Origin of the sequence: Methylobacterium sp. 2A (assembly GCF_009806555.1) — a bacterium.
In the GTDB taxonomy this organism is placed as follows: domain Bacteria; phylum Pseudomonadota; class Alphaproteobacteria; order Rhizobiales; family Beijerinckiaceae; genus Methylobacterium.
Genome location: NZ_VUOK01000032.1, coordinates 25,100 through 31,874 on the forward strand (window position 1 = coordinate 25,100; position 6,775 = coordinate 31,874).

Sequence of the window (6,775 nt, forward strand, 5' to 3'; positions counted from 1 at the left end):
TTATACGTACAACGTATCGAACGCTGATGATCCAGAGTTTCGCGGACAAGGCGACGGAGGCGCTCCACCTCCATGATTTATGTCACCGGCAGTGGCGCGCCTTCAAGGCTGCTGCCGTGCGCAAGCTCGACATAATCGACGCCGCAGCCACATTGGGTGACCTGCGGTCACCGCCCGGCAATCAGCTCGAGAAGCTGAGCGGGGACCGCGACGGACAGTGGAGCATCCGCATCAACGACCAGTGGCGCATCTGCTTCACGTGGGGCGACACCGGACCCGAGAACGTCGAGATCGTGGATTACCATAGAGGATAAATCCATGCCCCGCCTGCGCACGCATCCCGGTGAGGTTCTCCGCGAGGAGTTCATGGTGCCGCTCGGACTGAGTGCCAACCGCCTCGCAGCCGAGATCGATGTCCCCGCCAACAGGCTCAGCGAGATCCTCCGTGAACGCCGCGGTGTGACTGCGGATACGGCTCTTCGCCTCGGCATCCGCTTCGGGACGACGCCCCAGTTCTGGCTCAACCTTCAGACCGCCCACGACCTCTCGCATGCGGAGGCCGAGGCGGATCTCTCGAAGGTACGCCGCTACGAGCCGGCCTGAGCGGCCCTCACAGGACGCGGCACCTCGGGGTTGATCTGTGCTACGCTGGTGAAGTCCTAGCCGTCGATCGCGATGACGTTCTGGCGAGGAGGCGTTTCATCCGCGCGAAGGGCGTCCGCGCCCGGGCCCGTTCCAGGGCGCCGCGGATCTCGCTGGCCAGACGCGCCGCCACGATCTCGCGGCCTGGATCGTCGTAGTGGACGATGTCGTAGAACGTCCCCGCCTCCCGATCGCGAAAAATCCCGCTGAGGTCGAGGGCCGTGAAGGTCCGCCGGTATGGGCGCCGCGCCGCGAGCGCGGCCGTGAACGCTTCCAGCTTGGCGTATTGGCGGTCGAGATAGGCCAGGAACGCCCCCGAGGCGACCCCGCGCTCGACCTCCGTCAGGTGGCGCTTGCGCAGGATCGTCGGCTGCAGGACGCTCACGATCGGCACCGCATGATCGTGAGACAGCTTGGTCAGGCGGTGCGCGGCGCGTTCGTAGTGGTGGACGATGGCGTCCTCCCAGCCCGGGCTCTGCCAGCCCACCTCCGCGCGCAGGCGCTTCAGCTCCTCGTAGATCAGCGTGACCAGCGCGTCGTAGGACAGGCCGTCCTCCCGCGCCCTCGGGTCGTGCGTGTCGAAGAAGTGGTCGTAGAGCCGCTGCGTGATGAAGGCGTTGTAGGGATGGCCCGGCCGCGGATCGTAGGTCCAGGGCTGGAACAGGTCGGTGCTGCCGCTGAGCACCACGATCGCGTCGGGGCTGTAGGTGACGAGGCGCGACCAGATCAGGTGGACCATCTGGGTGAGGCAGCTCGACATCACCCCGAAATTGTAGACTTTTGCGCTGGCGAGCCCGTCGGCGCGGAGGATCCGCTCGATCCGGCCCGGCAGGGTGTTGGCGATGTCGCCGCCGTCGATCGTGGTCGAATCGCCGACGACCAGGATCCGGATCTCGCCCTCGGGCTTCCGCTCGACGATCGGGGCGGCATTCAGGAAGCCGTCGGCGTCGAACGGGACGCCGTAATGGCTCGCCCCCGGCTTGCCGGCGAACTGGATGAACGGGCTCGGATAGCGCGTGTTCGAGTCGAGATAGCCGAAATGGTGCAGGAACTTGCGTCGGCGCGCAGCATCCTCGCTCTCGGGCGGCGCCCAGATCTGCTCGACGCCCGGGGCGGTGAGCGCCGCCATCATCGCCTCCCGCAGCGCCGCGAGGCCGGCGGCGTTGAGCCGGAGGCCGTCATCGCTGAAGGCGGCCCTGAGCGCCCCGGTCTCGCCCGCCAGCACGGCCTCGTAATCGATGAACAGCGCCCCGTAATCCTGCGCGTGCGCGCGCAGCCACGCGTTCACCGCGCCGATGAGCGGGACCGGAAGCCCGGCCGCTGCCGGGGCGGTCGGATCGACCGGCGGGATCGCGCCGACCCAGGTCCGGACATGGAGGTCGCGCGCGTCCCGCAGCATGGCGGTGAGGTCGGCCACGATGCTGTCCAGCGACACCGCGCGACCGGGGGTGAGGATGTCGTCCCGGCCGCCGATCAGATGGAGGCCCTTCGCGCCGTAGAGGGCGATGTCGGAGCGCAGCCGCCGCGCCATGTCCCGGGTGGACTGGCCGGCGATGCCCCGGGCGACCGTCTGGGGTCCGGAGAAGAGTTCGGGCGTCTCTGCGGTCAGGGCCGCGGTCAGGGAATCGCCGAAGAACAGGATCGGCCCGAGGGGGAACAGCGGCTTGTCCGACACCGGGCCGCTCACGCGCGCTCGGCCGCGTCGCCGTCCCGGTGGGCGGCGAAGATCTCGATCCCGTCGAGGTGCAGGTGCTGCTCCTCGTCGAGATCGATCTTCAGATAGCGCATCCGGACGCCGTCGAACCGCAGGTGCAGGGGCAGGCCGGGATGGCAATGGGCGTCCACGGCGTCGAAAACCAGCCGGTACGCGTCCTCGGTCTCGCCGAGCCAGACGCGCATCAGCTGCGCCCGCTCGCTGAGCTGCCCCCAGCGGTTGTAGATCCGGATCTCCGAGACGCGCGTGACGGCGCCGAGGTCGAGGACGAACCAGGGATCCCGCTCGAGCGCCGTGTGGAAAAAGAAGGACGGATCGCCCGTCGTCCGCTCGCCATGAATCCCGGTCGTCCCCGACCAGGGCGATGCGGAACTCGCCGTCCAGGTCTTGCCGAGCGCGATGTTGTCGGAGGGCCGCGTCGCCACCAGCGTGTCGGTCTCCAGCTCCTCGATCAGGGTCCGGATCTGCTTCGAGGGCTGCCGGAGCGGCGCGATCTCGAGGTCGAGCTTGTAGATCAGGTTCGACAGGATGCTCTGGTCGAAGCGGTGGTCGATGAAGCCGTCGAGATCGGGCAGGCCCATCTCATTCGGGATGTCGGTGACGATCCGCGCGTCGCCGGCGTAGCGCAGCCACTCGGCGACGAGGTGGCGGGTGGCGGGGCTGACCATGAAGGCGATCCAGGTGGCCTGGATCTGATCGGCCTCCCAGTAGCGCTCCGAATCGCAATCCATGAGCACGAAGCAGTCGCGCTTGGTCCAGACCCGCTGCGGCTTTCCGTGCAGCACGCCCACCGCCACCCGGCGCTCCGAGCCGGCGAGCCAGGTCAGGAGCGGCGCCACCGGCGGCATGGGATCGTCGCCGATCGCCTGCATCCCGGTATCGGTGAAGACGATGAAGTCGCCGTCGCGCCGCCGCTCCAGGGCTTCGGCGATGATGTAAGGCTTCCAGGCCCAGTTCCCGGCGCCCCGGGACCGGTCGAGGATCTCCCGGTGCGCCCGGTAGTACGGCGTCTCGCGCAGGCGGTCGGGCGACCAGCTCTCGATCGTGTCGAAGTCGCCCGTTGCGGCGGCGGCGGCCGCCAGCCGGCGCTGGGTCTCCACGTAGTGATACTTGGCGGCGAAGCTGACGAGCGTCGTGTGGCGCCCGCGGAGCCGGCGCCGCAGCCGCATCAGCACCTCGGCCCGGTGCATCGGGAAGGCGTTGACCTGCAGCGATGTGGAGGTCGGGTCTGTGCTGGCCAAGTGCGGTCTCCGGCGCCGTGACCCGGTGCGGGTCGCCGATTTCCCGCCGTTCGGCAAGGCCGCGCAAATTCCGGTCGCGGCCCGCCGCCTCTTACGCGGCGCCGGAATCGTCGAAGGCGAGGTTCTCGATCGGGTAATCGATCATCAGCTGGCGGCGCGCCGGGGAATTATCCCATTCCCCGACCTTCGTGTATCCGCCCGCCGTGTCGACGACCTCGATGAGGCGTCCGATCGTCGGGATGCCTCGGAAATGCTGCGGCCAGCCGGACGCGAAGTAGAAGACCTGCTCGACATGATCGGACAGGTGGCACACGCCGGGCCCGAACGTGCCGAGGCCGAACACGAGGTAGCGGCCGTTGGCCAGCGCCGCCACGTCCTCCGCGAGTGTCCCGCTCTGCGTCGTCAGCGGGATGCCGAGGGCGGCGATATAGGCTTCCAGCGCGTCGATGACGGGGTTGAGCCGGTTCTCGAACACCATCTTGATCGAGCCGATCCGCTTCTCCCGCAGCAGGCGCTGGATGACGAGCTGGTAGAACGCCAGCGGCGGCTGCGGGTAATGCGGCGCCACCCAGGTGCTGAAGATGTCGCCCGAGCGGATATGGATCAGCAGCTGATCGTCCGGCTTCTCAGGGAACTGCGCGGGCAGCCGGCCGAAGAGCGGCCGGATGTAATGGGTGATGATATGGCGCGACTCGGCCTGGTCGAGTTCGCCGGCGAGCTTCTGGATGTTCACGTCGAAGAACATGCCGGACAGGAAATACCCGTCGTCGGGGAGCGGGTGGTTCGCCGGGATGAACGTGATGCCGCCGATCTCCTGCGGCTGTTCGAGGGCCAGGACCTCGCTGCGGTCCATGATCGACAGCTTGAGGTATTTGAGCTTGAGCGCCCGGCAGATGCCGATTGCCAGCAGGCACTGGATGATGAAGTTCCCGAAGGCGCCGTTCTCGTAGAGATCGATGCCGACGAGCGACAGGGCCGCCTGATTGGGGCTGCCGAGCAGCCGGTAGGCCCGGTAGACGTCGATCTCCGGATCCTCGGTCAGGATCGAGAATTCGACGTTCCAGAGCTTGCGCATGACCATCAGGTCGACGGCGGCGCGCGGGCTCCAGACCCGCACCACATGCGCATCCGCCGTTCGCCCTAGCGGGGCCGGGATGCGGATGTAGCGGGCCCAGCTCGCCGGCCCCGGGGTGATCAGGATCGTTGACGGCGACGCTTCGCCGTCAGGGGATGAGGCGGCCTCGGGGAACGTCCAGGTCTCGCCGTCGTCGGAAAAGCTGACCGCCCCTTCGCCGCTGAGCGAGACTTTTCCGTCGGGCGGACCGACCGCGATGGCGTGGATGGGGAAGCGCAGGCCGAGGTCGATCTGGAGCCGGCCGGCGGCATCGCCCTGGTCGACGACGGATGACGGCCGGTCCTGTGCGATTTCGACGAGATCGGGATGATAGCTGTGACGCTCGGACATGGGGTCGTATACCGTCTCTCGTTCGGGCTCCGCCGGTGCCGAAGCGTGCCGGATTCGGATGCCCGCAGGGATTCGGGCCTCCGGGCGACGATGGTCAGGCGGCGTCCTCGCCGGAGGTGAGGCTTGGCGCGGCCTGCCCTGCGGCGAAGCCGTAATAGTCGGCCATCAGGTCGTCGTATGTGGCGGCCTGGACGGTGGCGCGGGTACGGCCCGGCTTCGGGAGCGGGATCGCCAGCAGGCGGTCGTTGCAGGCGGACGGATCGTCGGCCAGGGCATAGGGCAGGAGGTGGCCGTCCGGCTCGGCGCGCAGCCTTTCCGCCGGGGCGCCGAGGTCGAAGGCCGCCACCGGCAGGCCGGTGCGCAAAGCCAGCGTCAGCGCGTAGGAATAGGTCTCCGGCCAGATCGCGGGGAGCAGGATCAGATCCGCCGCGACGCGCCAGACGAGATCCAGCGCCTCGTGGTCGCTCGCGTAGCGTCCGGTCCGCGTGACGCCGGCGCGTTCGAGGCCGCCCTCCAGCGCCGGATCGCAGAAGCCCACCAGGGCGAAGCGTAACGGCAGGTCGCGCGCCTGCGCATCGGTCGCCAGGGCCTGCAGCACCAGCCCACCCTTCGTGGCGCTGATCGCCCCCAGCACGGCGACCCGCCTGATCCGTCCCGGCCGGTGCAGCGCGGTGGAGCGCACCGCCCGCTCCGGCTCCGCGTGCGGCCGCACCGTGATCGCCAGATCCCGGTACACCCCCCCGATCCGACCCGCCGTGTCGGCGGACGGCGCAAACACCCGCGCCGCCCCCGCCAGGAACCGACCGAACGTGGCCCGACGCTCGTCCGGATCCGGCTCCTCGAACCCGTCCGCGTCCCGCGCCAGACAGCCCCGGCACTCCGCCACCGCCGCCAAGCCGCAGTAGCGCCCGTCCGGCTGCACCAGATGGTTGCGGTGGCACACCGGCGAGTAGTCGTGCAGCGTCCAGGCATACGGACGGCCCGAGCCCGCCACCACGTCCATCAGCGCCCGCGCCGCCGCCCAGCGCAGACCCGCCAGCGAGTGCACGTGGATCAGACGCGGCGCCAGCCGCGCCACGAACCCGGCGAGTTCGTCCGCGTCGCGCGGCAGGTACAGGCTGTCGAGGTTGGGCAGGTACAGGAACTCGGCGCCGCGATAGGCGACGTGCACCGCAAGGTTGCGCGTGCGGTCGATCTGCAGCAGCACCACCGGGATGCCCTCGGTGCGCGCCTGGGCGGTCAGGTCGTCGAGGTGGCGCTGGATGCCCCCGCCCCAGCTGTGGGTGACGAACAGCAGCGCCCGGCCGGCGCAGTGCCGGGCCAGCCGCTCCCGGTCGAGCCGCGCCCGGCCCTGCCGTCCGGGATCGGCCTGGACGAACTGGCCGACCCGGGCGAGGTAGTCGGGGTGCTTGGCCAGCAGCGCGGCCTGNCCGCCGCCGCCATCGGCGCCGAACGAGATCTGGCCGGCATGGTAGACGTAGACGTCCTCGGCCAGGAGGTTGCGGAAGCCCGCCTTCTCGGCGCGCTGGCACCAGTCGTTCTCCTCGCCGTAGCCGCGGCCGAAGGCCTCGGCGTCGAGGGGGCCGACCGTGTCGAGGGCTTGCGCGGTCATGTACATGCAGAAGCCGACGCCGGTGGGCACGGGCAGGCTGCGGCCGGGGTTGGTCGCGGCGGCGAGGCGGTCGAGATCGGGCGGGGCGATCTCGAGCGGCA

The 6,775-nt window shown here is 69.5% G+C and carries 6 protein-coding genes; 2 read left to right on the forward strand and 4 right to left on the reverse strand.

The window, feature by feature from the left end; all coding sequences use genetic code 11:
- The first annotated feature begins 26 nt into the window (after window positions 1-26).
- Both FVE89_RS16025 and FVE89_RS16030 read left to right on the forward strand, forming a co-directional pair.
- Window positions 27-314: a type II toxin-antitoxin system RelE/ParE family toxin gene (locus FVE89_RS16025; RefSeq protein WP_160534961.1), complete on the forward strand. Its 288-nt coding sequence runs from the start codon at window positions 27-29 to the stop codon at window positions 312-314.
- Window positions 315-318: 4 nt separating this feature from the next.
- A complete protein-coding gene (locus FVE89_RS16030; RefSeq protein ID WP_160534962.1) occupies window positions 319-603 on the forward strand; it encodes a HigA family addiction module antitoxin in 285 nt (94 codons plus the stop codon).
- 40 nt (window positions 604-643) lie between these two features.
- Here the strand turns inward: FVE89_RS16030 and FVE89_RS16035 are convergent, their stop codons facing one another.
- From FVE89_RS16035 to FVE89_RS31185, 4 genes are all read right to left on the reverse strand, one after another.
- A complete protein-coding gene (locus FVE89_RS16035) occupies window positions 644-2,329 on the reverse strand; it encodes a GDSL-type esterase/lipase family protein (protein ID WP_160534963.1) in 1,686 nt (561 codons plus the stop codon).
- Window positions 2,326-3,597 (reverse strand): hypothetical protein, encoded by a 1,272-nt coding sequence (locus FVE89_RS16040; protein ID WP_160534964.1) that lies wholly within the window; start codon window positions 3,595-3,597, stop codon window positions 2,326-2,328. The genes FVE89_RS16035 and FVE89_RS16040 overlap by 4 nt, the downstream gene beginning before the upstream one ends.
- Before the next feature lie 91 nt (window positions 3,598-3,688).
- The gene (locus tag FVE89_RS16045) at window positions 3,689-5,062 is read right to left on the reverse strand and encodes a discoidin domain-containing protein (protein ID WP_160534965.1); all 1,374 of its coding nucleotides are present in this window, start codon (window positions 5,060-5,062) and stop codon (window positions 3,689-3,691) included.
- A gap of 94 nt (window positions 5,063-5,156) precedes the next feature.
- A partial coding sequence (locus FVE89_RS31185) for a glycosyltransferase (protein ID WP_246730863.1) occupies window positions 5,157-6,775 on the reverse strand: 1,619 nt, incomplete at its 5' end.

Excerpts from the sequence above, each read along its gene's own strand:
- FVE89_RS16025 (WP_160534961.1), top strand. The coding sequence starts at position 27 with ATGATCCAGAGTTTCGCGGACAAGGCGACGGAGGCGCTCCACCTCCAT.
- FVE89_RS16030 (WP_160534962.1), top strand. The coding sequence starts at position 319 with ATGCCCCGCCTGCGCACGCATCCCGGTGAGGTTCTCCGCGAGGAGTTC.
- FVE89_RS16045 (WP_160534965.1), bottom strand. The coding sequence starts at position 5,062 with ATGTCCGAGCGTCACAGCTATCATCCCGATCTCGTCGAAATCGCACAG.